Source organism: Micromonospora pisi (assembly GCF_003633685.1).
Classification (GTDB): Bacteria; Actinomycetota; Actinomycetes; order Mycobacteriales; family Micromonosporaceae; genus Micromonospora_G; species Micromonospora_G pisi.
In genome coordinates, this window is sequence record NZ_RBKT01000001.1 from 6,605,984 (window position 1) to 6,630,863 (window position 24,880).

Genomic DNA, 24,880 nt, shown 5'->3' on the forward strand with positions numbered 1-24,880 from the left:
AAACTTGTCGCCCGGCGGAAACGGCCATAACCTCTCCTGATTGTCGATCGACAATGTTTTGACCGGTCAGGAGCGACCGCACATGCCAACCGAGCCGCGCATCCCCGGCATCCCGTTGCGCCCCGGTCGGCTGGGAACCGGGCGGCTGGCGCTCTTCGCCATCGCGGCCGCCGCGCCGCTGACGGCGGTCGGTGGTGCCGTCCCGATCATGTACGCGGTCAGCGGCAACGCCGGAGCTGCGTTCTGTTTCCTGGTGCTGACGATCGTGCTGGCCGTGTTCGCCGTCGGTTACACCAGCATGAGCCGGTACGTGCCGAACCCGGGTGCTTTCTCCTCGTATATCGCCAAGGGACTCGGCCGGGCCGGGGCGGTTGCCGCCGCCTTTGTCGCGTTGCTCGCGTACAACGCGATCCAGATCGGTCTGTACGGACTGATCGGCGCGATTCTCGGCGAGTTCGTCGGCGAGGAATTCGCGCTGGAACTCGACTGGTGGATCTGGGCGCTGGTCGCCTGGGCGGTGGTGAGCGTGCTCGGCGTACTCCAGCGGGATCTTTCCGGGCGGGTGCTCGTCATTCTGCTGATCCTGGAATTGCTCGTCCTGGCGGCGCTCGTGGTGCTGGCCCTGGACAATCCGGCCGGGGGCCGGGTCAGTGTGACCGGCCTCGACCCCGGCAGCCTCTCGGCGACCGGCCTCGGCGCGGTCCTGGCCCTGGGCGCCGCCGCGTTCGTCGGCGTCGAGTCCGCCCCGGCCTACCGTTCGCAGGCGCGGAACCCGCGCCACACCGTGGCCCGCGCCAGCCACCTGGCGATCGTCGCCACCGGCGCCTGCTACGCCCTCTCCGCCTGGGCGTTGACCGTCGCCACCGGACCGGCGAACACCGCCACCGTGGCCGCTGTCGCCGGCCCGGGGCTGGTCGCCGACGTCCTTGCCCGGCATGGCGGGGCGACCCTGGCGGTCGTCGCCCAGGCCCTGCTCGCCACCGCCGTACTGGCCGCGCTGCTCGGCGGGCACAACGCGGTGACCCGGCAGCTCTACGGGCTGGGCTTCGAACGGGTGCTCCCCGGTCGGCTGGGTCGGGTCGGGGTCCGCCGGGGCGCACCGGTCGCCGCCTCGCTGGTGCAGACCGGACTGGCGTTGGCGGTGCTGGTCGGCTTTGCCGCCGCCGGCCGCGACCCGGTCACCGAACTGTTCACCTGGCTCACCGCGATGGGCGCGGTCGGCGTACTGCTGCTGCTGACCCTGACCTCGGTGGCCGTGCTGAACTTCTTCAACCACCGACCGGAGGTGGTCGAGGCACGGTGGCGGCGGCTGGTCGCGCCGACGCTCGCCACCATGGGGCTGAGCGTCGTCCTGGTCGTCCTGCTGGCCGACTTCGGCACCCTGCTCGCCCCCGGCGCCCCCGGCTACCTGCGCGGGCTCCTGCCGGGACTGCCCGGTCTGGTCGCCCTGGCGGGCCTGCTCTGGGGACTTGCCCTCCGGTCGTCGCAGCCGGAGGTCTACGCCCGGGTCGGCGGCGGGGCCCTCGAACCGGTTCCGGCGCCGCACCCCGTCGCCGTTCGGCGGGCCGGCACACCGGCCTGAGTCGGGCCTTGGTCGGGCCTGCGCACACCGGCCGGGTCCGGCTGGGCTAGCGTCGGATCATGGAGTCTTCGGCGGATCCGCGGGCCCGACGGCTCTTCGGGGGCCGCGCCAACGCCCTCGGCGACCTTGCCGACAGTCCGTTCCGGGCCGACCGGGACCGGATCGTCAGCTCGCCGTTTCTCGCCCGGCTCGGTGGCGTCACCCAGGTGATCAGTCCGGGCGGCTCCGGGCTGCTGGTGCACAACCGGTTGACGCACAGCCTCAAGGTCGCCCAGGTGGGGCGGGCGGTCGCGGAGCGGCTGGTCCGCGACGAGCGCTACCGCGACCTGCTCGCCCGGCTCGGTGGATGCGACCCCGACGTGGTCGAGGCCGCGGCGCTCGCCCACGATCTGGGCCACCCGCCCTTCGGGCACCTGGGCGAGCAGGTGCTCGACCGGATCGCCCGGCAACGGCTCGGCCTGGCCGACGGGTTCGAGGGCAACGCGCAGTCGTACCGGATCGTGACCAGCACCGAGATCCGGGGCACGGCCACCATCGGCCTGGACCTCACCGCGGCCGTCCGGGCCGCCATCCTGAAATACCCGTGGACCCGGTCCGGCTACCCGGACCCGCATCCCCGGCAGTTCGACCCGCCGCCGCGCGGGGCCAGCGCGCCGCCGGAGGACCCGACCAGCGGTTCGGCCAAGTTCGGCGCGTACAGCACCGAGGTCGAGGACCTGCGGCAGGCTCGGGCGCCGTTCGCCGGACGGATCGCCGACTGGCAGCAGACCGTCGAGGCGTCGATCATGGACACCGCCGACGACATCGCGTACGCGATCCACGACGTGGAGGATTTCCACCGGGTGGGGGTGCTGCGCCAGGGCGCGGTCGCCGCCGAACTGCTCGGCTGGCAGCGGGAGGCGGCCCAGTTCCGGTCGATGACCGACGCGACCCTCGAGCACGGGCTGCGCCGGCCCGGCGCCTCGATCGAGCGGCTGCGCCGGCAACTGCACCGCAAGGACGCCTGGATCAGCGACGACCAGGCGTTCGGTGCCGCGGTCGAGCACGTACGGCGGGAACTGGTCGACGGTCTGCTCGCCGCGCCCTTCGACGGCTCGATCGAGGCCGAGCAGGGGGTGTCCCGGTTCTCCGCCCGGTGGACCCGGCGGCTGGTGGACGCGATCACGGTGGTGGCCGACCCACCGGTGCGTTCCGGCCACGTGGTGCTCGCCCGGCCGCAGTGGCACGAGGTGCAGGTGCTCAAGTTCGTCCACCACCAGTTCGTGCTCGGCCGGCCCGACCTCGCGCTGCACCAGCGCGGGCAGGCGCGGGCGCTGGAGACGCTGGTGGAGGCGTTGCTCGACTGGATCCTCGACCCTCGGGAGGAGGCCCGGCTGCCCCGCCGGCTGCACGACCTGATCGAACTCGCCGAGGCCGAACTGCATCCACGCGTGCCCGACCGGGTCGCCAAGGCCCGGGGCCGGGCGATCATCGACTTCGTCGCCTCGCTGACCGACGGGCAGGCGGTGGCGTTGCTCGACGCCCTGTCCGGCCGCTCCGGTCAGCTCTGGACCGACGCGTTCGTGCTCTGAGCACCCGCCCGCACCCGGGCGGCAGCTCAGTTGATCTCCTGCCACCAGCCGTCGACGGGCGGCGGCAGGTCGACGACCACCCGTTCGCCGGGCCGGGGTACGGCCAGCCGGACGTCGCGGGCCTTCGCCTCCCGCCACAACCGGTCCACCGGGTCCGCCCAGGAGTGCACGGCGAGGTTGAACGTGGCCCAGTGCACCGGGATGAGCAACCCACCACGCAGGTCCAGGTGGGCGGTGACCGCCTCCTCCGGGAACATGTGGATCTCGGGCCAGGCCGGGGCGTACGCGCCGACCTGGATGAGCGTGACATCGAACGGGCCGAGCCGTCGGCCGATCTCGGCGTACCCGGAGAAGTAGCCGGAGTCGCCGGAATAGAAGACCCGGCGGTTCGCCCCGGTGATCACCCACGAACCCCAGAGGGTGCGGTTACGGGTGAAGGCCCGCCCGGAGAAGTGCTGGGCGGCGGTCGCGGTGAAGCGCAGACCGGCCAGGTCCACGCTCTCGGTCCAGTCCAGCTCGACGATCCGCTCCGCCGGTACGCCCCACCGGGCCAGGTGGGCGCCGACGCCGAGCGGGACCAGGAACGGCGCCGACTGGTCGCGCAGCAGCGCCCGTACGGTGCCCAGGTCCAGGTGGTCGTAGTGGTCGTGGGAGATGAGGATCGCATCGATCGGGGGCAGTTCCGCCAGCGGCACCGGGGGCGGGTGCAGGCGACGCGGCCCCACCAGCCGGGACGGGGAGCACCGTTCGCTCCACATCGGGTCGATCAGCACCCGCCGTCCCTCGATCTCCACCAGCACCGAGGCGTGGCCGTACCAGACGATGCCGAGTTCGTCGGCGGGAGCCGAGGCGGGCTCGGCCGGACCGGGGTCGACCAGCGGGACCGGTTCGGTGGGCCGACGCCGGTGCCCGCCGAAGAGGAACTGGAGCAGGACGTTGCGGCCGGTTTCGGCCATCATGGTCCGGGTGCTCGCCTGGTTGCGGAAGCTGTCGCCCTCGAACTGCGGTGAGGCCCGGAGCCGGGCGGCGCGGTCGCCGGTGGCACGGGCACCCAACGCCACCGGGATGTCCCGGACGGCCCAGGCTGCGGCGGCGAGGGCGGCCAGGGCGAGCGCCCCGCCGGCGCGCCTGCGCCAGCGGCGCCGGGACCGTGTGGCATCCGTTCGGCCCGATCCTGCCCGTCCAACCGTCACTCGCACATCCTCGTTGGTCACGTCCGGCACCCGTCGCCGGCATGCCACTGCTGAGCCCATGCTCCTGCCCGGGGTGGGACCCCGAGCAGGGCTTGATCATCCGATCGGCTGGTCAAGTCGAGTCGATCCTCCACCGTACCTAGGATGATCCGGTTGGTAGCGTGATGCGCCTGCTTGTCGGTCAGGCGTGACGGAAGGGTCCACGCGGGGGGCGATCTCGATGCGACGCGCGATCCCGTACGCCAGCGCCGCCCGCGAACCGACGCGGGCGGTCCGGGACTCGACCCGGCTCGCCCGGGACTCGCCGGCCGCTGCGCTGGCCGTCCTCGGTGCCGGGGTTGTCGCCGCCGCGCTCTACGTCGCCGATCTCGCCGACTGGCTCGGTACGCTCCTGCTCACCCTCGTCGGGGCCGGTACCGCGGTGGTGTTGCTGGTCGGACCACGTTGGCACCGGGCCGCCCCCCGGCACCCCTGGCATCTGCTCAGCGCGTCCACCGCCCTTTTCCTGGTCGGCACCCTGCTCCGCCCCTGGGCGTCGGAGCGGACCGGGCTGTCGGTGCTGAGCGCCGACCTGTTCACGGTGCCCGGCTACCTCATCATGATCATCGGTTTCGGTGGGCTGCTGCGTGCCCGGGGTGGGCTGCAACGGCACGCCCTGATCGACGGCCTGATCGTCGGTCTCGGCGCGGCGGTCGTCGCCGTGCTGCTGCTGGCCGTACCGGCCGCCTCGGTCCAGGGCCGGCCGGCGATGGTCTCCGCGCTGGCCGGAACGTACCCGATCTTCGACGTGGTGCTGCTGCTCCTGCTGGTCAACCTCGCGTTCACCACCGCCGCCCGCCGACCCAGCTTCTGGCTGCTGGTCGGCACGATGACGGCGCTGCTGGTCGGCGACCTGACGTACGCGATCGTCGGGCTGGTCGCCACCCTGCCCGGGGCGCCCCTGCTCGACCTGCCCTTCTTCCTCGCCTTCGCGATGGCCGGTGCCGCCGCCCTGCACCCGTCCGTGGTGTACCTCGGCCGGGCCACGCCGCCGCCGGTGCAGGCCTGGTCCTGGCCGAGGTTGCTGCTGATCTGCCCCGCCCTGGCGGCGCCGTTCGTGCTGATCGCGTTGCTGCACGAGCCGACGTTGGTCGAGCGGCTGGTGCCGGCGGTGGCGGGGGCGGTGATGGTGGCGCTGCTGCTGATCCGGGCGGTGTCGGCGGTGCAGGGCTACGCCACCGCCCAGCGCCGGTACGAGCACCACGCCACCCACGACCCGTTGACCGGCCTGCCCAACCGGCTCGCACTCGCCCGGAAGGTCAGCCGGCTGCTTGCCGGGACCCCGGCCGGTCGGGCCGGGATCTGGGTGTTCTTCCTCGACCTGGACGGCTTCAAGCTGGTCAACGACTCGTGGGGCCACGACACCGGCGACCAGCTCATCGTCGAGGTGGGGCGGCGGCTGAGGGCGCTGGTGCCGGCGGCGGCGACCGTGGCCCGGGTCGGTGGGGACGAGTTCGTGATCGTGCTCGGTGCCGCCCGGGAGGAGGCGACGGCGCTCGCCGAACGGATCCTGGCCTCGTTCGCCGTGCCGTTGCAGGTACGCGGCGTCGAGGTGGTGGTGAACACGTCGGTCGGGCTGGCCGGCTACAAGGCGGGTGCGCCGGGTGGGGAGCCGGGCCGGCCGGGTGACGAGGCGAGCCCGGGTGGGCTGCCCACCGCGGCCACCGCCGCCCAGCACGCGGCGGCGCCGGTGACCGCCGAGTCGTTGATGCGGGACGCGGACGTGGCGATGTACCACGCGAAGGCCGAGGGGCCGGGCAAGTGGGCGTTGTTCGACACCTCCATGCGCGACCGCGTACGCGACCGGGTCGAAATCGAGTTCGCCCTGCGGCACGCCCTGGTCAAGGAGCAGCTCCACCTGGTCTACCAGCCGATCGTCGAGTTGACCGGCGGACGACTGGTCGGCGCGGAGGCGCTGATCCGGTGGGACCACCCGGCGCGGGGCGCCGTCTCCCCGATCGACTTCATCTCCATCGCCGAGGACACCGGCCTGATCGCCGAGATCGGCGGCTGGGTGCTCGACGAGTCGCTGCGGCAGTTCGCCGACTGGCGGTCCGACGGTGTGGTGGACGACCGCTTCTGGCTCTCGGTCAACGTCTCGCCCCGGCAGTTGCGCGACCCGGCCCTGCCGGCGACCCTGGCCGAGGCGCTGCGCCGCTACGACCTGCCGGCCGAGGTGGTGGTGCTGGAGATAACCGAGTCGGTGATGGTCGACGCCTCCGTCGTCACCGAAGAGGTCCTGGGCGGTCTGCGCCGGATGGGCGTACGGGTGGTGGTCGACGATTTCGGCACCGGCTACTCGGCCCTGGGATACCTGCGGCGCCACCCGGTCACCGGGGTCAAGATCGACCGGGCGTTTGTCGACGGACTCGGTGGCAACTCGGAGGACGAGGAGATCGTCCGGGCGGTGGTGGCGATGAGCAGCGCGCTGCGGTTGAGCGTGGTCGCCGAGGGGGTCGAGACGCCGACCCAGCGGCAGGTGCTGGAGACGCTCGGCGTGCTGTACGGCCAGGGCCGGCTCTGGGACGGGCCGGTACGTCCCGAGGTCTTCGCCGAGCGCTGGTCCGGCCTGGCCGTCTGAGCCAAGCGCTGGTCCGGCCTGGCCGTCTGAGTCGAGCGCCGGCCCGGCCCGGCCGGACCAGCGCCCCGCTCAGTCGGTGCCGGGCTCGCCGCCGCGGCTGCTCGCCGCCTTGAGGTAGTCCCGGTTCAGCCGGCCGATGGTGCTCAGCGGGATCCCCTTCGGGCAGACCGCGGTGCACTCACCCATGTTCGTGCAGCCGCCGAACCCCTCCAGGTCCTGCTGGGCGACCATGTCGAGGACCCGGCCGGAGCGTTCCGGCTGGCCCTGGGGCAGCAGGCTCAGGTGCGTGACCTTGGCCGCGGTGAAGAGCATCGAGGAGCCGTTCGGGCAGGCCGCGACGCAGGCACCGCAGCCGATGCAGGCGGCCGACTCGAACGCCGCGTCCGCGTCCACCTTCGGCACCGGCTGGCTGTGCGCCTCCGGCGCGCTTCCGGTCGGCACCGAGATGTAACCACCGGCGGCGATGATCCGGTCGAACGCGCTGCGGTCCACGACCAGGTCCTTCATCACCGGGAAGGCCCGCGCCCGCCACGGTTCGATGTCGATGGTCTGGCCGTCGGAGAAGTGCCGCATGTGCAACTGGCAGATGGTGGTGGCCCGCTCCGGTCCGTGCGGTACGCCGTTGACGACCATGCCGCAGGCGCCGCAGATCCCCTCGCGGCAGTCGTGGTCGAACGCCACCGGCTCCGCGCCGTCGAGGGTCAGGCGCTCGTTGAGCACGTCGAGCATCTCCAGGAACGACATGTCCGGGGACACGTCGGAGACCTGGTAGGAGACCATCCGGCCGGGATCAGCCGGCCCGGACTGTCGCCAGATGCGCAGGGTCAGGTTCACTTGTAGCTCCGCTGGCTGGGGTGGACGTACTCGAAGTTGAGGTCTTCCTTGTGCAGCACCGGCGGCTGGTCGGCACCGGTGAACTCCCAGGCCGCGACGTAGCTGAAGTGGTCGTCGTCGCGCTGGGCCTCACCCTCCGGGGTCTGGCTCTCGGCCCGGAAGTGCCCGCCGCACGACTCGGTACGGTGCAGCGCGTCGACGCACATCAGCTCGGCCAGCTCGAAGAAGTCGGCGACCCGGCCGGCCTTTTCCAGCGACTGGTTGATGCCGTCCGCGTCGCCGGTGATCTTGACCCGGCGCCAGTACTGCTCGCGCAGGGCACGGATCTGCTCGATCGCCTTGCGCAGCCCGGCGTCGGTCCGTTCCATGCCGCAGTGCTCCCACATGATCTGACCCAGTTCGCGGTGGAACGAGTCGACCGTACGGTCGCCGTTGACCGCGAGCAGCCGGGCCAGCCGGTCCTCGACGTCGGCACGGGCGGCGACCACCTCGGGGTGGTTGTCGTCGATCGCCTCGAACGGGCCGGCGGAGAGGTAGTTGGCGATGGTGTTCGGCAGCACGAAGTAGCCGTCGGCCAGCCCCTGCATCAGCGCCGAGGCGCCGAGCCGGTTGGCGCCGTGGTCGGAGAAGTTCGCCTCACCGATGACGAACAGGCCGGGAATGGTGGCCTGGAGGTCGTAGTCGACCCAGAGCCCGCCCATGGTGTAGTGCACGGCGGGATAGATCCGCATCGGCACCTGGTACGGGTCCTCGCCGGTGATCCGCTCGTACATCTCGAAGAGGTTGCCGTACCGCTCCTGCACGGTGTGCCGGCCGAGCCGGTCGATCGCGTCGGCGAAGTCGAGGTAGACCCCGAGTCCGGTGGGTCCGACGCCGTGGCCGGAGTCGCAGACGTTCTTCGCCGCCCGGGAGGCGATGTCCCGGGGCACCAGGTTGCCGAAGGCCGGGTACATCCGCTCCAGGAAGTAGTCCCGCTCCTCCTCCGGGATGTCGGCGGGGTTGCGGTCGTCACGGGCCTGCTTCGGCACCCAGACCCGGCCGTCGTTGCGCAGCGACTCGCTCATCAGGGTCAGCTTCGACTGGTGGTCGCCGGAGACCGGGATGCAGGTCGGGTGGATCTGCGTGTAGCAGGGGTTGGCGAAGTACGCGCCCTTGCGGTGTGCCCGCCAGGTGGCCGTGACGTTGCAGCCCTTGGCGTTGGTGGAGAGGTAGAAGACGTTGCCGTACCCGCCGGAGGCGAGCACCACGGCGTCGGCGTACTCGGTGGTTATCTCGCCGGTGACCATGTCCCGGACCACGATTCCCCGGGCCCGGTCGTCGACCACGATGAGTTCCAGCATCTCGTGCCGGGTGTGCATCTCGACCCGGCCGAGCGCGATCTGCCGTTCCAGCGCCTGGTACGCCCCGAGCAGGAGTTGCTGACCCGTCTGGCCCCGGGCGTAGAAGGTCCGTTGCACCTGGGCGCCGCCGAACGAGCGGGTGTCGAGCAGTCCGCCGTACTCGCGGGCGAACGGTACGCCCTGGGCCACCGCCTGGTCGATGATGTTGACCGACACCTCGGCGAGGCGGTGCACGTTCGACTCGCGGGCACGGAAGTCGCCGCCCTTGACGGTGTCGTAGAACAACCGGTGTATGGAGTCGCCGTCGTTGCGGTAGTTCTTCGCCGCGTTGATGCCGCCCTGCGCGGCGATCGAGTGGGCCCGGCGCGGGCTGTCCTGGTAGCAGTAGGACTTCACCCGGTAGCCGAGTTCGGCGAGCGTGGCGGCGGCGGAGCCACCCGCGAGTCCGGTGCCGACCACCAGCACGGTGAGCTTGCGCCGGTTCGCCGGGTTGACCAGTTTGGCCTCGAAGCGGCGCCGTTCCCAGCGGGTCTCGATCGGCCCGTCCGGTGCCTTGGTGTCGGCGATCGGCTCGCCGATGCGGAACATATCCATGGTCATGACACCCATCCGGCTAGTACGGCGAAGGGAACCAGCAGGTAGCCGGCGCAGAGCACGACGGCGAAGACGAGTGCGGTGGCGCGGGCCCGGCGCTCGCCCTTTGGCGACTGCTGGCCGAGGCTGCGGAACGCGCTGAACATGCCGTGCCGCAGGTGGAAGCCGAGCGCGACGATGGCCAGGGTGTAGACCAGGGTCACGTACCAGCGTTCGGGGGCGAAGTCGGCGACCACGTTGGCGTGCGGCCGGCGCGGGTCGCCGATCGGGTTCAGCGTTCCGGTGGTCAGGTCGAGCAGGTGGTAGACCACGAAGAGCAGGATGATCACCCCGCCCCAGCGCATGGTCCGGGCGGCGTAACTGGCCTGTACGGGCTTGCGGTGGACGTACCGGACCGGGCGTGCCTTGCGGGCCGCCACGGCGAGGGCGGTCGCCGCCCAGATGTGCAGCACCAGGGCGAGAGTCAGGGCGCCACGCTGGAGCCAGAGGTACCAGACCTCGGGCAGCAGCGGCGTACCGATGGTCCGCAGCCAGTGCGCGTAGTGGTCGAAGGAGGCCGCGCCGAAGAAGATCTTGAGGTTGCCGAGCATGTGCGCGATGAGGAAGAGCACCAGGAGGATGCCCGTCACCGCCATCACTGCCTTCTTGCCGACCGTTGAGCGGACCGGCGACCGCGTCTCTACTGCCACCTGACCGACGCTAGGAGAGCTGTGATTAGTCGTCCAATGCATCAAAGGCGCAGTCTCGATAGCTGTAGGCTATGCAGGTGCAGCTCCACCAGTTGCGGTACTTCGTAGCGGTCGCCGAAAACCGGCATTTCACCCAAGCGGCCGATATTGTCGGCATCACCCAGCCGTCGTTGAGTAAGCAAATTCACGCTCTGGAAGTTGACCTTGGCGCCCCGCTCTTCGACCGGATCCGGGGAAACATCACCCTGACCGCCGCCGGGGAGGTCCTGCTGCCCCTGGCGAAACGGATCCTGGCCGACGTCGAGACGGCCCGGGGCGAGGTGCAGGAACTGGTCGGCGTACGCCGGGGACGGGTCCGGCTCGGCGCCACCCCGAGCCTGGTCACCTCGCTCGCCCCGCAGGTGCTGCGCCGGTTCCGCGACGCCCACCCCAACGTCGACCTCCAGGTCGAGGAGGGCGGCTCCCAGGACCTGGTCCGCGACCTGCTCCGGGGCGAACTCGACCTGGCACTGATCATCCAGCCGGCACCCGGCCCGGACCCCGCGCTACGGGTCGAGCCGATCCTGCGGGAGAGTCTGGTCGTCGCCTCGCTCGACCCGCTGCCGGCGACCACCCCGATGGGCACACTGCGCCTGGTCGACCTTCGTGATCAGCCGCTGGTGATGTTCCGTGAGGGCTACGACCTGCGTGACGTCACCCTCCAGGCGTGCCGGGACGCCGGCTTCGAACCCTCACTCGCGGTGGACGGTGGCGAGATGGACGCCGTACTCAGCTTCGTCGAGGTCGGGCTCGGCGTGGCGCTGGTGCCGGGCATCGTGGTCGCCCGCCGGCCCCGGATCCGGGTCACCCAGCTCGCCCCGCCCGGCGTACGACGCACCATCGCACTGGCCCGCCGCCGCGAAGCCGTACCGACGCACGCGGCGCGGGCACTGCGCGCGATCCTGCTCAACTACGTCCGTACCGCCGCCGAACAGGGCGCCCTCCCGCCCGGCGTCGAACCGTTGTAGGGGCGACGTCTGGTCAGAGCCGGACGTCGAGAAGAAGCGGTACCGGAATCTCGCCCTCGATCACCTCGGCCATGACCGCCTTGTGCTCGGCGTCGATCGGGAAAGGCGACTCCGCGAAGGCCCGCTTGGCCGCCTCGTAGTCGGCCGACTCCACTGCATAGACAAGGACCGGTCCGTCCTCGGTCGAGAGCAGGAAACCCTGCTCGTGGGCGACACCTTCGTTGTGGAAGGTCTCCCGGATCTCGTCTGCCCGACGCATGCCCTCGGCGAGCCAGTCCTTGAGCCGGTCCACCTTGTCCGGTCGTACCTTGAGCACCCTGATCTTGAGCATGAACATCTCACCTTGCTGTCGGCGATTGCCGGGCCTGGGCGTCGGCGCGAAGGCAACGCCTGGTCAGGGCCGTCCTGGGCGCCCTTAGATTATGTGAGCCATCTAAGGGTGTGAAGGTTCGTTCGCGAAGTGTGATGTGAGTTATGGCATCCGTGCCTTTGGTTTGTTGAGCCCGATGTGCCACGTCTGGCGGAAGCTCTGTATATAAGTTCCGCCAGGAATGCGTGCTGGGTACAGGAGAGGTGGTCGGGTACGGCGACGGCGTCACCGACCTGCGCCCCGGCGAGCGGGTGGCCGGGATGGTCCACTGGTACCAGAACCGGGGCACCGTCGGGACGTACGCCGAACTGGTCGCGGTCGACCGCGACGCGGTGGTCCCCATCCCCGACGACCTCGACCTGGTCGCCGCCGCGACCGTTGCGCTGAACGCGCTCACCGCGCGGCAGGCGCTGGAGCTGATGGAGCTGGCTCCCGGCTCCACCGTGCTGGTCAACGGGGTGAGCGGCGGGGTGGGCGGCTTCGCGGCCCAGCTCGCGGCGCGGGCCGGGCAGCAGGTGCTCGCGGTGGCGAGTCAGGGCGACGAGGAATGGGTGCGCGGTCTCGGCGTCGCCGAGGTGCTGCCCCGGACGCTTGACCTGGCCACGGTCGGGCCGGTCGACGCCGTGCTGGACGCCGTTCCGGTCGGTGCACCGGCCGCCGCCGCGGTCGCCGACGGGGGTGTGCTGGTGACGACCCGCCCGACGCCGCCGGTCGACCCGGCCCGTGGCGTACGGCAGCACGTCGTTCTGATCCAGCAGAATCAGCCGATGCTCGCCGAGCTGATGGCGGAGGTGGCCAAGGGCGAACTGCTGACCCGGGTCGCGGCGACGTTGCCGCTGGCCGAGGCGGCCGAGGCGCACCGCCGGGTCGAGGCCGGAGGCGTACGCGGCAAGATCGTCCTTCTCCCGTAGCCGCTCCGGACCTGCCGCGCCGACCGTTCCTGCCGCAATGGCCTCAACGAGGGCGTCGGCCATGGCTGGGCTGTGGCCTTCTGGTACCCCTGTAGGGGCACTGGAAAGCCACAGCCCAGCCACAGCGCGGGCTGGTCAGGTGACGGTGATGACGACCTGGGCCGAGGTGGTGGCCCCGGTGCTGTCGGTGACCGTCAGCCGCGCCGTGTACACCCCCCTGCGGGTGTACGTGTGACTGGTCGACGCGCTGTGCACGATCGCCGCGTTGTTGCCGAAGTCCCAGGAGTAGTCGGTGATGGTCCGCCCCGCCGGGACGACCGCGTTACTGGTGAAGGCGACACTTCGCGGTGCCGTCCCCGAGGTTGGCGTGGCGGTGATGCTCACCGTCGTACCGCTCTCCTGTTTGACCCCGGTCCCGTTGAACCGCAACCAGTCCACGGACATCAGGTCGGGCGTGCCGCCGACCTGTGCCGGGTTGACGAAGACAGCGTAGAGGGTGAAGGTGCCACCGGGGTTTGTCAGGTTCACCGTGGGTGAGATGACGTTGTCCCAGCCGCCGGTGCTCGGGATGGCGGCCGTGCCGAGCAGTTGCCCGGTCGGTGAGCCGGCCCGGAACTCGATGGTCCCGCCGGTGCTGCCGGAACTGGCGCCGACGGTGACCGAGCCGATCCCCTGGAGGTTGACCGGACCGTAGTTGACCCACTCGTTGTGGTCGATGTCGCCGAGTCGCTTGCCGGCGCGGGCGGTGGCCCGGTCCAGCACCTGCATGCCGGCGTGCGCCCCGTCGAAGTGCTCGGCCTCCTTGTTCTTCACCTGCAACTCGACCAGGGTCGAGCCGACCAGTGCCGGTACGCCACCGGTCGCGCCGCCGTCGGTGTACTGGGCGGTGAGCAGGGTGAAGAGGTTCTGGCCCGGGCCGTGCCCGTCACCGGCGCTGCTGTCGGTGACCGCGACCCCGGAGCAACCGGTGTAGTTGTCCAGCGGGTGGGCGTGTGAGTCGTGCCCGAGCTGGGTCTGCACGATCACCCGGGAGCAGTCGATCGTCGCCTCCTCCGGGTCGCTGACCGTCACCGTGTACGGCACCCGGTCGCCGAACTCGAAGAAGCCGCCGTTCGGCACGCTCAGGGTGACCACCGGCCGGGTGTTGCCGACGGTGATCTCGGTGGTCGCGACGGCGTTGGCGCCCCCGGTGCCGGTGACGGTCAGCCGGGCGGTGAACCGTCCCCGGTTGGGGTAGGTGTACGTCGGGTTCGTGGCGGTCGAGTCGGTGCTGCCGTTGCCGTCGAAGTCCCAGGCGTAGCTGATCGGCGCGCCGTCACCGGAGGCCGAGCCGGCGCTGGAGAAGTTGACGGTCAGCGGCGACGGCCCACTGTCCCGGTTGACGCTCACCTTCGCCACCGGCGGTCGGCCGCTGGCCACGTAGTCGATCCGGTAGATGCCGGCGCCTTCGTTGGTGCCGCCCCGGCCGCTGCCGGTGCCGGCGCCGAAGTCGATGACGTAGAGCGAGCCGTCGGGCCCGAACTCCGCCTCGAACGGCTGGATCCAGGAGAAGTCACCGAGTACGCCGTTGATCGACTGGAGGTCGCCGACGGCGGTCGGGCCGAACCGGGGGTTGGTGAAGCTCTGCGCGGTGCTGTGCGTGGAAATCGTCTTGAACCACTTGCGGGTCAGCTCGTAGACGATCCACTTGCCCTCGTAGTACTGGGGGAACTTGGTCAGCCGGGGGTTGGCCGGGTCGAAGTCGTACGAGGGCCCGCCCATGGGTCCACCACCGCCGGTGCCGACCTCGGGGAACTGTGCCGACGCCGAGTACGCGTACCAGACCAGGGCGGAGCGGGCGGCCGGCAGGTTCGTCAACCCGGTGTTGTTCGGCGAGTTGTTGACCAGCGCCCCGCAGTTGAACTTCGGCCCGGAGGTCGAGGTGGCGAAGTTGTAGTCGTTGAACGGGATGTTGTTGCCGACGCAGTACGGCCAGCCGTAGTTGCCGGCGCTGGTGATCCGGTTGAACTCGACCGTCCCCTCCGGACCCCGGTTCGGGTTCGCCGCGGTGGCGTCGGGTCCGTAGTCGGCGACCAGCACCGCGTTCGTGATCGGGTCGACGGTGATCCGGAACGGGTTGCGCATGCCCATCGCGTAGATCTCCGCGCGGGTCCGCGCGGTGCCCGGCGCGAACAGGTTGCCGCTCGGCACGGTGTAGGTGCCGTCGGCCTGCGGCTGGATCCGCAGGATCTTGCCCCGCAGGTCGTTGGTGTTTCCGGCGGTGGCCTGCGCGTCCCAGGCCCGTCGTCCGCTGCGCTCGTCGATCGGGGTGAAGCCGCTGGAGTCGAAGGGGTCGGTGTTGTCACCGATGGCCGCGTACAGGTTGCCCTGCCGGTCCATGGCGAGCGAGCCGCCCATGTGCGAGTTGGCCCGGCCCTCGCCCCGGTACGTCGGGATGGCCAGCAGCCGCTTCTCGCTGCTCAACGCGATCGAGTTGCCGGTGACCGTGAACCGGGAGAGGTTCAACTGGTTGAGTGTCTTGTCCGACCAGAGCAGGTAGATCCAGTTGTTGGTGGCGAAGTTGTTGTCCAGGGTCATGCCGATCAACCCGTCGGACTGGCTGGTCTGGGCGGCGGTGTAGGCGAAGTCGACAAGCGTGGTCACGCCGAGCGTGCTCTGGTCGATCACCTTCACCGCGCCGGTGCGCTGGATGTAGAAGACCCGCCGGTCCGCGGCCACGGCCAGTTCGAACGGGTCGGCCAGGTCGGCGCTGACCAGCGGTACGCGCTGGAAGTTGCTGCTCTTGGTGGCCCCGCAGTCGCCCGGTACGGCGCCGGCCGCCCATTCGATTCCGCCCCGCAGGTGACTGAGGAAGTGTGGCTCGCTGAAGGACGAGGAGGCGTGCCCACCGGCGGTGTACCAGGATCGACCACCGTCATAGTTCTGGCACCAGGAGTAGGCGTGGTCGACCCCTTCGTCCAGTCCGTTGATTCCGTCACGGACCTTGATCTGGGCGAGGGTGTGCACCTTGTTGGTCGGGTTGGTTCGCCAGTTGTACCACTCCTCGCTGCGTTCCCAGAGTTCCGGCAGGGTCTGGGTGGAGGGGTGGGCCTTGTCCAGCACCTTGATCCGGCCGGGGAAGACGCCGCCGGTGGAGCTGAAGTCGGGGTGGTAGTCGAAAATCGTGCCGACGAGTCCCTCGTACCAGGTCCAGTCGCGCTCACTCGCGGTTGCCGCGTGCAGGCCGACCCAGCCCCCGCCCTGTCGGATGAAGTTCTGGAACGCGGTCCGTTGGGCGGCGTTGAGCAGGTCGCCGGAGCCGGGGATGGAGTTGGTGTTGTTGAAGACCAGGGCGTCGAACCGGGCCAGGTTGGCGTCGGTGAACGCGGTCGCGTCGGTGGTCGCCTCGACCTCGAAGTCGTGGGTGAGGCCGAGTTGCTGGATCGCGGCGACGCCGGCCGGGATCGAGTCGTGGTAGAAGTTCGTGGTCTTCGAGAAGACCAGTACCCGGAACCGGGCCGCTGCCGATGCGGGGGCCGGGGTAATGGTCAGGACGAGGGCCGCGATCGCGAGTAGGGCGATCGGGATGGATCGTAAGCGTCTCATGCAGGCGCTCCCGGTAATAGGGACGGATAAATGGAAAGCGCTTTCCTGCCGCCGACGGATCAAGCCTACGTAACCAATCCGAAATGGTCAATGTGCAAAGCTCAGCGCCGGTGCGGTGACGTATTCGTGGATCGGTGAAAGAGCCGGAAAGCCTTTTCTGACGTACCGGTAATTGATCATGTTCTCCGGCGTCGCCGGCTCCCGTCGCCGGCCCGCGAACCGCGCCGGTCCGGCGACCGCCCCGGACCCGGCGAACCGGGTCAGATCCGGCGACCGCGCCAGACCTGGACGGCGGTGGCCACTGCCGCGATCGCCAGCCCGGTCACCGCGGCGACCGCCAGCCCGGCCGCGGTCATCGCGGTCGCCACCAGCCCCGCCGGCAACCAGGTCCAGACCGGCACCGGTCGGGCCGGACGCCCACGTCGACGCCGCCACGCCTCGGTCGCCATCGGCACGATCAACGGCGGCAGCGTCGCGGCCAGCACCGAGAGCCAGGGCAACAGCAGCCGATCGAAGCGCGCGGCGGCGAGCACCGCGCCGGGCACCGCGACAATGAGCATGCCGGCCGTCGGGGAGAGCGCCGGCCAGCCGCCACGCAGTGCCAGGGCCCCGGAGTACGTCGTGGTCAGCGCCGGCGCGAAGACCGCGGCGGTGACGAAGAGATTGCCGTACGCGGCGATGCCGGAGGTGCCACCGAGCACCGCCACCACATCCGTGGAGCCGGTACGCAGCCACACCCCAGCCCCGGCGATGCCGACCGCCACCGCCGGCGCCACCAGCAGCAGCACGCACCAGCCCAGATCGCGACGGCTGGCCAGGCCCCGGCTGAAGTCCGGTGCCCGCAACGCGAACACCGACACGTACCCGGCCATCGCCGCCACGTCGGCGGCCGTGCTCCAACCGCCCGCGTGCAGGGTGACCGGGGCGGTGGCGGGTCGCAGTCGGGCCACGCAGACCGCGACCAGGGCGAGGGCGGCGAGCGTGGTGCCGACCGCGATCCGGTTGCCGAGCCGGGGCGAGACGTACGAGACGGCGAGCACCGCCCCGGAGAGCAGCAGTGCGCCGACCGGGCCGGGCAGACCGGTGACCGTGGCGAACGACGCCCCGCCCAGTCCCACGTTGAAGCCGAACCAGCCGATCATCGCGATACCGAGCACCCCGCTCAGCACCGCCCGCCCGGCCGGTGGCAGGTACCGGGGCGCCACCTCGGTCAGCGTGCCGCCCTCGCCGTACGGCGGCCGTACGCCGAGCGCCCCCTGCCCGAAGAGGAGGAGCGCCATCAGCGCCGCCCCGCCGACGAACGCGAGTACGGGCACCGCCCCGTGGTGCCGGTCCGCCATCCCTGCCCCCAGGACGAGGGCGGCCGGTGCGGCGCCCAGGCCCAGCCAGGCCCCGGCGGCGGCAGTCCACCGCCGGGGCGCCTCGACGTCGGCGGACTGCCCGCCCAGCGGGGTGGTCAGTGGTTCGCCCCCGCCCCCAACAGCTCCCGGATCTCGGTCGCCAGGCGGTCGAAGCGGGGATCGGACATCACCTGCGCGTAGCCCCGTTCCGCCGGCAGGTCGACCGGCAGCGTACGGACGATCCGACCCGGTCGGGGGCTCATCACCTCGACCCGGGTGCCGAGGAAGACCGCCTCGGCGATCGAGTGGGTGACCAGCAGGATCGTGGTGCCGGTCTCCCGCCAGATCCGGTTCAGCTCGGTGTTGAGCTGTTCCCGGGTCAACGCGTCGAGCGCACCGAACGGCTCGTCCATCAGCAGCACCCGGGGTTGGTGCAGCAGCGCCCGGCACAGTGCCACCCGTTGCTGCATCCCACCGGAGAGCTCGTGCGGCAGGGCCTGCTCGAAGCCGGTCAGCCCGGTCAGTTCGATCAGTTCGTCCGCCCGGCGGGCGGCCAGCTTCCGGTCCAGCCCGCGCATCTCGGCCTGCAACAGGATGTTGCGGCGGGCGCCGCGCCACTCCAGCAGGGCGGCCCGCTGGAACACGAAGCCGATCTCCCGTTGCGGTCTGGTGACCGCCTGACCGAGCAGCGAGACCGTGCCGGCGGTCGGCCGGACCAGGCCGGCCACCACCTTGAGCAGGGTGGACTTGCCGCAGCCGGACGGGCCGACGATGGTGACGAACTCGCCCGGCTCGGCCCGCAGGGTCACGTCCTGCACGGCCGTGGTCCGCGACCGCTTGGACTGGAACCGTACGGTCAGGTTGGTCAGGTCGACCGCGGTGCCGGTGGTGGTGCTGGTCATCGCAGGACTCATCCCTGGTTGGTGTAGCCGCTGTCCCAGTACTTCTCCGGCCCGCCCGCGTCCTTGAGGTCGGCGTACCGGCTCATCAGGTCGATGGTCTCGGTCCACTTGGTCGGCGGGTTCACCCCGGGTGCCGCGCCGGGCGCCACGTCGAGCAGCGGTACGGCCAGCGTGAGCTGCTTGACCAGGACGTCCTTGGCCGGTTCGTTCTCGGCCAGTTCGGCCATCGCGTCGGTGGCCCCCGGGATGTCCTTCGCCGCGTCGGCCCAGGACTTCTGGGTGGCCCGGACGAACGCCTTGACCAGATCCGGGTCCTTGCTCAGGGTGGCGTCGTTGACCACGATCCCGGTGCCGAGCATGTTCATGCCCCAGTCGGCGTAGAGCAGGTAGTCGACCTTCTTGCCGGTCTTCGCCTCGATCGTCGGGGCCTGGTCGTGGAAGAAGCCCTGGATCGCGTCGACCCGTCCCTCGGCCAGCGCCGCGACCTTGCCGGCGGCGTCCAGGTTGACCACCTTGACGTCAGTCTCGGCCAGCCCGTTCGCCTTCAGCCAGGCCGGGAAGGTGGCGTAGATGGCGTCGCCGGGGGTGCCGCCGACGGTCTTGCCCTTCAGGTCGGCGGGCTTGCTGATGCCCTTGTCGGCGAGGAACTCGATCGAGGTCGGTCCCTTCTGGAGGAACACCCCGACGCTCTTCACCTTCATCCCGGTGGCGATCGCCTTGAGCATCGGCGGGGTGTCGGCCCAGCCGAAGTCCGTCTGCTGCTGGGCCACCGCCTGGATGGTCTTGCCCGAGCCGCCGCCGGGCTTGATCTCCAGCTCGATCCCCTCGGCCTCGTAGTAGCCCTTCTTCAGGCCGTAGTAGAACGGCGCGTGCTCGCCGTACGGCACCCAGTTCAGGGTCAGCGTGACCTGTTTGCGGCCATCGGCGGTGGTGGGTTGCTCGTCGGAGCCGCCGCAGGCGGCGACCGATCCGAGCAGGAGCAGGGCGGCGGCGGTGGACGCGAGACGTCTCATGGTGGTGCGCCTCCAGTGCGGTCGCGGGGACGGTGCGGTGGGGTGTGGCGGTACGTCCTTGCTCCGGACGGTTCAGGACGTGGTCAGCGGTACGCCGGACCGGCGGCTGGCGTGCCAGGGGATGAGCAGCGCCTCCGCCACCTCGACGACGACGAAGAGCACGATGCCGATCAGCGACATCAGGAACAGGTCGGCGAAGAGCAGTGCCGCGTCGAGGTTGCCGTTCGCCAGCAGCAGCACGTAGCCGAGGCCCTCGTCGGCGCCGACGAACTCACCGACCACGGCGCCGACCACGGCGAGCGTGACGGCCACCTTGAGCCCGGACATCAGGTGCGGCAGGGCGTTCGGGAAGCGGATCCGGCGGAACGTCTTCCACGGCCCCGCGCCCATGGTCGCGGCGAGGTCGATCAGCTCCGGGTCGGTCGAGCGCAGCCCGGCCACGCCGGAGATCACCACCGGGAAGAAGGCGATCAGCACGGCCAGCACGATCTTCGGGGTGAAGCCGACGCCGAACCAGACCACCAGCAGCGGGGCGATCGCGATCTTCGGGATGACCTGGGCGAAGAGCACGATCGGGTAGATCGCTTTCTCCATGGTGGGGGAGTAGGCGATCAGGATCGCCGTGCCGAGCCCGAGCAGGGCGGCCAGGACGAAACCGATGACCGTCTCGTAGAGCGTCACGTAGGTGTTGCGGAGCAGGAACGACCACTGGTCGACCATGGTGGTCCAGACCTGCCCGGGTGTCGGCACCAGGTAGTTGGGCACGTACTCGCGGGCCGCGACGAACCACCAGACGCTGACCAGCGCGGCGAGCAGCAACGCCGGCCGCCAGATCGCCTCGGCCAGTCGGGCGAGGCGGTTGCCGAGTCCGCGCCGGGCCGGGGGACCGAGCTGGTCCGGCGGCGTACGCGGGCCGGTCGCGTCGGCGTCCGGTGACCCGGCCGGTGGTGCCGCCGTGATCGGGGCGGCCAGGTCGACGCCGTCGTCGATGGTGCGGTCGGACACGGGCACTCCTCCTCGGTGGTCGGATGTCCCGTTGGGGTGGTGACGGTGGGGTGAACCGGGGCTGGCAAGCGCTTTCTCGGGACCCTAGAAGGAATCCTCTACTTTGGGCAAGGCCTTTCCCATAACGATCATCGATACCACCGATATCGATGGGCCGGCCGCCCGGGTTTACGAGCCGGTCGTCGCCGGCAGTCCCAGGGCGGCGAGCCGGGCTCCCACCTCTTCGGCATTCGGGTGCTCGAGCCGGGTCATGATGGTCAGCGCCTCGCGCAGCGCCGTACCGGCCGCCTCGATCTCACCCTGGGCGTGCCGGGTCTCGCCGACATGGACCAGGATCTCCGCCTCGTTGTGCTGGTCGCGGAAGCTCCGGACCAGCTCCAGCGCCCGCTGGTAACAACGGATCGCCTGGTCGTACTCGCCGAGATGGTGGTGGGCGTACCCGAGACTGTCCCAACCACCCGCCTCGGCGTGCGGGTCGCCGATCTCCTGGTTGAGCGCCACCGCCTGGGTGCAGTACGTCAACGCCGCCGGGTAGTCGTCCAGCATCACGTTCAGCCACCCCAGGTTGTTCAGCGTGACCGCCTCACCGGCCCGGTGGCCCGTCTCCCGGTAGAGCGCGAGTGCCCGCTCGTTGTGGCTGAGTCCGTCCCGCCACCGGTCCTGCTGGTTGCAGACCCAGCCGAGCCCCCGGTGGGTGTGCGCCTGGAGGGTGCGGTCACCGAGTTCCTCGTACAGGTCGAGGGCCTGACGCAGGTGGAGGTGACCGTCGTCGAGCCGCCCCATCTGGGTGTAGTCCAGGCCGAGGCTGCGGTAGCTGTGCGCCTGCCGGGTCCGGTCACCGAGGCGGTGCGCCGCCTTCAGGGCGGTCCGTTGGGTCGCCGCCCAGTCGTGCCAGTGTCCCTGGTCGTCCAGAAAGGACTCCAACCCTCGGGCCAGCTCCCAGGCGTGCCGGTCGAAGCCGACCGAGTCGGCCAGATCGACCGCGCCGAGCAGCACCATGTGCTCCTGGTTGAACCAGGAGAGTGCCTCGGCGCGGTTGCCCACCCGGGAGAGCGTGACCCCGGTCGGGATCGGGTCGGCCGGGCCGACCGGGTGCCGTTCCGGGTCGAGCAGGCCGCCCGCCGTCGCGGCGACCCGCGTGTAGTGCTCGAGCAGGCGGTGCAGGCCGGCCCGCCGGGCATCGGCCGGCTGGTCCTGCTCGGCCTGTTCCGCCGCGTACAGGCGGACCAGGTCGTGCAGCCGGTAGCGGCCGGGGGAGTCCTGGTGCACCAGGTGGGCCTCGTGCAACTCCTGCAACAGCGCCCTGGCCCGGCCGGCAGGTATCCCGGTCAGGCTGGCGACGGCCGGCAGGCTGATGTCCGGGCCGGGGGCGAGGCCGAGCAGCGTGAACACCGTCGCGGTCGCCGGATTTAACGCCCGGTACGAGGCGGCGAAGACGGTACGCAGGTCGGCGCTGAGGTCCCCGGTGGTCAGTACGTCCAGTCGGGTGGTCAGCTCGGCCAGTTCGTCGGCGAGCGCCTGGAGCGGGAACCCGGGATGCGTCGCCGCGCGGGCCGCCACGATGCCCAGCGCCAGCGGCAGCCCTGCGCACCGTTGCAGGATCGCGCTGACGCTTGCCGGCTCCGCCACCATCCTGGCCGGCCCGAGCAGTCGGGCCAGCAGTTCCTCCGACTCGTCGTCGCGCAGTACGTCCAGCGCCAGCGGCTGCGCGCCGTGCGTGGCGACCAGCCCGCCGAGCCGGCGGCGACTGGTCAGCAGCACCGTGCAGGTGGGACTTCCCGGCAGCAGCGGCAGCACCTGTGCGGTGTCATAGGCGTTGTCCAGGACGATCAGCAGCCGCCGGTCGGCGACCAGGCTCCGGTAGAGGCCGGCCTGCGCGTCCAGGTCCGCCGGCACCGACGACGGCGGTACGCCGAGCGCGTCGAGAAACCCCCGGACCGCGACGAGCGGTGACAGCGGTGTCGCCGACGGGTCGAAGCCGCGCAGGTTGACGTAGAGCTGACCGTCGGGGAACCGGTCGGAGTTGTCGTGGGCCCAGCGCAGGGCGAGCCAGGTCTTGCCGACCCCACCGGCGCCGCTGATGGCCACGATCGCGACCGAGTCGGCCGTACCGGCCCGGGTGTCGTACCTGCTGGTGAGCTCGGCCAGTTCGGACTCGCGGCCGGTGAACAGCGGCGGCGGCGTCGGCAGTTGCCGCAGCGTCGGACCGGGTGCGGTGGCGGCGGGGCTGACCCGTACCTCGATGGGGCTGCTGAGGGACGGGTCCGCGTTGAGGATGCGGAGCTGGAGATTCTGGAGGTCGGGACCCGGGTCCACGCCCATCGCGTCGACCAGTTGGTGCCGGACCCGTTGGAAGTGGCCGAGCGCCTCGGCCTGCCGGCCGCAACGGTAGAGGGCGAGCATGAGCTGACCGGCGAGACGTTCGTCCAACGGTTGCTCCCCGGCCCGCCGGGCCAGGTCGGGCAGCAGGGCCGCGTGCTCGCCGCAGCGCAGCGCCGTGTCGATCCGGTCGTGCTCCACCGCCAGCCGCTCCCGCTCCAGCGACTCGCGGAGGCTGTTGAACCACGGCGTGTCGAGCCCGGCGAACGGCTCACCCCGCCAGAGCGTGACCGCCTCGTCGAACCGGCGCAGGGCGTCGTCGTCCCGTTCGGCTCCGCGTGCCTGGGCCGCCAGGTGGCGGAACTGGTGCAGGTCCACGGTGAGCGGGTCGGCGGTCAGGAGGTAGCCCCCGGCGCGCCGGCCGAGGCTGACCCCCTCCGCGTCGGCCAGGCACCGGCGCAGCCGGGACAGGTAGCCGTAGACCACGTTCTGAGAGCGCTGGGGGCGCGAGTCGGCCCACACCCGGTCGAGCAACTGGTCGACGTGCACAACCTTGTTGACGTCGACGAGCAGTGCCGCGAGCACACTTCGCTGCCGGGAGTGCCCCAGGTCAATCGGTTTTCCGGCGAGATGCGCGTCGATATTCCCCAGTAGCCCGAACTCCACCGTCACCTCTGCCCCGCTCGTTCATCCGGCCGACCAGGCAATTCAAGCTTTACCGAAGGTTCACGCACAGTGTGGCATGTATGGCGGCGCCGACTCTGCGGCGCTGGTCGTGTGGTGGCTCGCCCCGACCGGCGGGAATCTGGGCGACGCGCCGGTGATCAGGACGACTCGCCGGTGGTCGGGAATGTGGGCTGCTGGCTGGCGGTTGTCGCCAGGCATGACAACCATCGGATTGATCGGTAGCGGACATATCGGCGGCACGGTGGCCCGGTTGGCGGTAGCCGCCGGCCACGACGTGGTGTTGAGTAACTCGCGTGGGCCGGAGACGCTCCAGGAACTCGTCGCCGAACTCGGCCCGGGCGCACGGGCGGGTACGCCGGACGAGGCGGCCCGGGCGGGCGACCTGGTGGTGGTGACGATCCCACTGAAGGCGTACCGGAGCGTGCCGGTCGAGCCGCTCGCCGGCAAGGTCGTCATCGACACGAACAACTACTACCCGGAGCGCGACGGGCAGTTCGCGGAGCTCGACGACGACTCGACCACCAGCAGTGAGCTGCTGCAACATCACCTGCCGACAAGCCGGGTGGTGAAGGCGTTCAACAACATCTACTTCGCGCACCTGCGGTCGCTGGCCCGCCCCAGCGGTGCGGCCGACCGGAGCGCGCTCGCGATCGCCGGGGACGATGCGGCGGCGAAGGCAACGGTGGTCGAGTTCCTCGACACGATCGGCTACGACGCCGTCGACGCCGGGTCGCTCGCCGAGGGCGGTCGCCGCTTCCAGCCGGGCACTCCCGCCTACGGCGGGATGTACGCCGCCAAGGACGGGAACTTCTGGGAGCTGCCGGGCGTTCCGTTCGACGCCGCCAGTCTGCGTGCCCTGCTCGGCTGATCCGGCGCGCGTCGTCGTGACGCACCGCGGGTCCGTCGCCCGCGCCATCCCTGGTGTTGATATGTGTGCCAGGAGGTGACGCACCATGATCGGTCCGTCGACGGCGGAGGTTTCCCGGCTCCGCGACGATCTTGATGATCTCAGCGCGGTGCACCGCAACGACGAACAGTGGCGGTGCGTGGACTGCCACGGCGAGTGGCCCTGTCCCGTGATCCGGCGCCGCCTGCTGGCGCTCTACCGGCGGGAGCCGCAGCGGCTCGTCACGTACCTGCGGCACTTCCGTGACCGGGCCCGCGCCGAGTTGCCCTCGGTGCCGACCAGGGAGCTGGACCTGCGCTTCTTCGGCTGGGTGCCGGTCGCGCCGACCGGCCGCCGGCGGCGACCGGCCTGAACGTGTGTTCCCACCCCGCTCCCCGGCAAGAGCGGGGTGGGAACCACACCCCTGGGCCT

Annotated in this window: 18 protein-coding genes; 7 read left to right on the plus strand and 11 right to left on the minus strand. The window is 70.9% G+C overall.

Features of this window, described 5'->3' with window-relative positions; genetic code table 11:
* The first annotated feature begins 82 nt into the window (after positions 1-82).
* Together BDK92_RS28450 and BDK92_RS28455 are read left to right on the plus strand one after the other, a co-directional pair.
* Positions 83-1,582: an APC family permease gene (locus BDK92_RS28450; RefSeq protein WP_121159459.1), complete on the plus strand. Its 1,500-nt coding sequence runs from the start codon at positions 83-85 to the stop codon at positions 1,580-1,582.
* Positions 1,583-1,641: 59 nt separating this feature from the next.
* Positions 1,642-3,153 (plus strand): deoxyguanosinetriphosphate triphosphohydrolase family protein, encoded by a 1,512-nt coding sequence (locus BDK92_RS28455; RefSeq protein ID WP_121159460.1) that lies wholly within the window; start codon positions 1,642-1,644, stop codon positions 3,151-3,153.
* Between the two features lie 26 nt (positions 3,154-3,179).
* Here the strand turns inward: BDK92_RS28455 and BDK92_RS28460 are convergent, their stop codons facing one another.
* Positions 3,180-4,259 carry an MBL fold metallo-hydrolase gene (locus BDK92_RS28460; protein ID WP_246017582.1) on the minus strand — a complete coding sequence of 360 codons (1,080 nt, stop codon included), beginning with the start codon at positions 4,257-4,259 and terminating at the stop codon, positions 3,180-3,182.
* Positions 4,260-4,566: 307 nt separating this feature from the next.
* On the opposite strand from BDK92_RS28460, the gene BDK92_RS28465 reads away from it, so the two are divergent.
* Positions 4,567-6,966 carry a putative bifunctional diguanylate cyclase/phosphodiesterase gene (locus tag BDK92_RS28465; protein ID WP_147457141.1) on the plus strand — a complete coding sequence of 800 codons (2,400 nt, stop codon included), beginning with the start codon at positions 4,567-4,569 and terminating at the stop codon, positions 6,964-6,966.
* Between the two features lie 69 nt (positions 6,967-7,035).
* Here the strand turns inward: BDK92_RS28465 and BDK92_RS28470 are convergent, their stop codons facing one another.
* Genes BDK92_RS28470 through BDK92_RS28480 form a run of 3 tightly spaced genes read right to left on the minus strand, consistent with a single transcriptional unit; the run spans position 7,036 to position 10,423 of the window.
* Positions 7,036-7,800, minus strand: a complete 765-nt coding sequence (locus BDK92_RS28470; RefSeq protein WP_121159463.1) for a succinate dehydrogenase/fumarate reductase iron-sulfur subunit — start codon at positions 7,798-7,800, stop codon at positions 7,036-7,038.
* Complete coding sequence (locus tag BDK92_RS28475; RefSeq protein ID WP_121159464.1) at positions 7,797-9,734, minus strand: fumarate reductase/succinate dehydrogenase flavoprotein subunit; 1,938 nt, start codon at positions 9,732-9,734, stop codon at positions 7,797-7,799. Before BDK92_RS28475 ends, BDK92_RS28470 begins: the two co-directional genes overlap by 4 nt.
* A 2-nt stretch (positions 9,735-9,736) precedes the next feature.
* Positions 9,737-10,423, minus strand: coding sequence for a succinate dehydrogenase cytochrome b subunit (locus BDK92_RS28480; RefSeq protein ID WP_281278651.1), 687 nt, complete (start codon positions 10,421-10,423; stop codon positions 9,737-9,739).
* 71 nt (positions 10,424-10,494) lie between these two features.
* Between BDK92_RS28480 and BDK92_RS28485 the strand changes: the two genes are divergently transcribed.
* The gene (locus BDK92_RS28485) at positions 10,495-11,430 is read left to right on the plus strand and encodes a LysR family transcriptional regulator (RefSeq protein ID WP_121159466.1); all 936 of its coding nucleotides are present in this window, start codon (positions 10,495-10,497) and stop codon (positions 11,428-11,430) included.
* 13 nt (positions 11,431-11,443) lie between these two features.
* On the opposite strand, the gene BDK92_RS28490 is transcribed toward BDK92_RS28485, so the two are convergent.
* Positions 11,444-11,761: a DUF6176 family protein gene (locus BDK92_RS28490; RefSeq protein WP_211349397.1), complete on the minus strand. Its 318-nt coding sequence runs from the start codon at positions 11,759-11,761 to the stop codon at positions 11,444-11,446.
* A gap of 224 nt (positions 11,762-11,985) precedes the next feature.
* Here BDK92_RS28490 and BDK92_RS28495 point away from each other — a divergent pair, with 224 nt between their 5' ends.
* The gene (locus BDK92_RS28495; protein WP_246017293.1) at positions 11,986-12,711 is read left to right on the plus strand and encodes a zinc-binding dehydrogenase; all 726 of its coding nucleotides are present in this window, start codon (positions 11,986-11,988) and stop codon (positions 12,709-12,711) included.
* A gap of 135 nt (positions 12,712-12,846) precedes the next feature.
* On the opposite strand, the gene BDK92_RS28500 is transcribed toward BDK92_RS28495, so the two are convergent.
* The 6 genes from BDK92_RS28500 to BDK92_RS28525 all read right to left on the minus strand — a co-directional run bounded on the left by BDK92_RS28500 (position 12,847) and on the right by BDK92_RS28525 (position 23,547).
* Positions 12,847-16,296, minus strand: a complete 3,450-nt coding sequence (locus BDK92_RS28500; protein ID WP_121159468.1) for a ThuA domain-containing protein — start codon at positions 16,294-16,296, stop codon at positions 12,847-12,849.
* 260 nt (positions 16,297-16,556) lie between these two features.
* Positions 16,557-17,636 carry a purine-cytosine permease family protein gene (locus BDK92_RS28505; RefSeq protein ID WP_121159469.1) on the minus strand — a complete coding sequence of 360 codons (1,080 nt, stop codon included), beginning with the start codon at positions 17,634-17,636 and terminating at the stop codon, positions 16,557-16,559.
* Between the two features lie 116 nt (positions 17,637-17,752).
* Positions 17,753-18,538 (minus strand): ABC transporter ATP-binding protein, encoded by a 786-nt coding sequence (locus tag BDK92_RS28510; RefSeq protein ID WP_121159470.1) that lies wholly within the window; start codon positions 18,536-18,538, stop codon positions 17,753-17,755.
* Positions 18,539-18,546: 8 nt separating this feature from the next.
* Complete coding sequence (locus BDK92_RS28515) at positions 18,547-19,551, minus strand: ABC transporter substrate-binding protein (RefSeq protein ID WP_121159471.1); 1,005 nt, start codon at positions 19,549-19,551, stop codon at positions 18,547-18,549.
* A 72-nt stretch (positions 19,552-19,623) separates the two neighbouring features.
* Positions 19,624-20,556, minus strand: a complete 933-nt coding sequence (locus BDK92_RS28520) for an ABC transporter permease (RefSeq protein WP_246017294.1) — start codon at positions 20,554-20,556, stop codon at positions 19,624-19,626.
* 168 nt (positions 20,557-20,724) lie between these two features.
* Positions 20,725-23,547, minus strand: coding sequence for an AfsR/SARP family transcriptional regulator (locus BDK92_RS28525; protein WP_211349399.1), 2,823 nt, complete (start codon positions 23,545-23,547; stop codon positions 20,725-20,727).
* 211 nt (positions 23,548-23,758) lie between these two features.
* Between BDK92_RS28525 and BDK92_RS28530 the strand changes: the two genes are divergently transcribed.
* Positions 23,759-24,430 carry an NADPH-dependent F420 reductase gene (locus BDK92_RS28530; RefSeq protein ID WP_121159472.1) on the plus strand — a complete coding sequence of 224 codons (672 nt, stop codon included), beginning with the start codon at positions 23,759-23,761 and terminating at the stop codon, positions 24,428-24,430.
* 85 nt (positions 24,431-24,515) lie between these two features.
* Entirely contained in the window at positions 24,516-24,821 is a 306-nt protein-coding gene (locus tag BDK92_RS28535) for a flavin reductase (protein WP_121159473.1), read from the plus strand.
* Positions 24,822-24,880: the final 59 nt, after the last annotated feature.

Excerpts from the sequence above, each read along its gene's own strand:
- BDK92_RS28450 (WP_121159459.1), top strand. The coding sequence starts at position 83 with ATGCCAACCGAGCCGCGCATCCCCGGCATCCCGTTGCGCCCCGGTCGG.
- BDK92_RS28455 (WP_121159460.1), top strand. The coding sequence starts at position 1,642 with ATGGAGTCTTCGGCGGATCCGCGGGCCCGACGGCTCTTCGGGGGCCGC.
- BDK92_RS28465 (WP_147457141.1), top strand. The coding sequence starts at position 4,567 with ATGCGACGCGCGATCCCGTACGCCAGCGCCGCCCGCGAACCGACGCGG.
- BDK92_RS28475 (WP_121159464.1), bottom strand. The coding sequence starts at position 9,734 with ATGGATATGTTCCGCATCGGCGAGCCGATCGCCGACACCAAGGCACCG.
- BDK92_RS28485 (WP_121159466.1), top strand. The coding sequence starts at position 10,495 with ATGCAGGTGCAGCTCCACCAGTTGCGGTACTTCGTAGCGGTCGCCGAA.
- BDK92_RS28490 (WP_211349397.1), bottom strand. The coding sequence starts at position 11,761 with ATGCTCAAGATCAGGGTGCTCAAGGTACGACCGGACAAGGTGGACCGG.
- BDK92_RS28500 (WP_121159468.1), bottom strand. The coding sequence starts at position 16,296 with ATGAGACGCTTACGATCCATCCCGATCGCCCTACTCGCGATCGCGGCC.
- BDK92_RS28505 (WP_121159469.1), bottom strand. The coding sequence starts at position 17,636 with ATGGCGGACCGGCACCACGGGGCGGTGCCCGTACTCGCGTTCGTCGGC.
- BDK92_RS28510 (WP_121159470.1), bottom strand. The coding sequence starts at position 18,538 with ATGACCAGCACCACCACCGGCACCGCGGTCGACCTGACCAACCTGACC.
- BDK92_RS28515 (WP_121159471.1), bottom strand. The coding sequence starts at position 19,551 with ATGAGACGTCTCGCGTCCACCGCCGCCGCCCTGCTCCTGCTCGGATCG.
- BDK92_RS28530 (WP_121159472.1), top strand. The coding sequence starts at position 23,759 with ATGACAACCATCGGATTGATCGGTAGCGGACATATCGGCGGCACGGTG.
- BDK92_RS28535 (WP_121159473.1), top strand. The coding sequence starts at position 24,516 with ATGATCGGTCCGTCGACGGCGGAGGTTTCCCGGCTCCGCGACGATCTT.